At 44.6% G+C, this 213-nt stretch carries 1 pseudogene; it reads right to left on the bottom strand.

Annotation, left to right across the window (positions count from 1 at the left end):
• Nucleotides 1–213, bottom strand: a pseudogene (locus NE619_RS18725) ([FeFe] hydrogenase H-cluster radical SAM maturase HydG); the annotation flags it as partial.

The raw sequence follows: 213 nt of genomic DNA, 5'->3' as shown, positions 1-213 counted from the left end.
ATGGTATGTTTCCTGAAACAAGATGTACGTTCCGATGCCGGCTTCTTTGAGCAGGCGGTAATTATCGACTGTCGTAGCCGCAATATTAATATTGACACGGCGGATCGCGCCGTTTTTATGTTTGATGCTGTAAATCGTTTTGATCGATTCTAAGTAATAGTCCATCGTATTGCGGACAGGATCTTCGCCTGCTTCCAAAGCAAGCCGTTTATG

Origin of the sequence: Anaerovorax odorimutans (genome assembly GCF_024459955.1) — a bacterium.
Classification (GTDB): Bacteria; Bacillota; Clostridia; order Peptostreptococcales; family Anaerovoracaceae; genus Hominibacterium; species Hominibacterium odorimutans_A.
The sequence above is the reverse complement of the archived record's forward strand: the minus strand, read 5'-3'. Positions and strand labels throughout refer to the sequence as shown.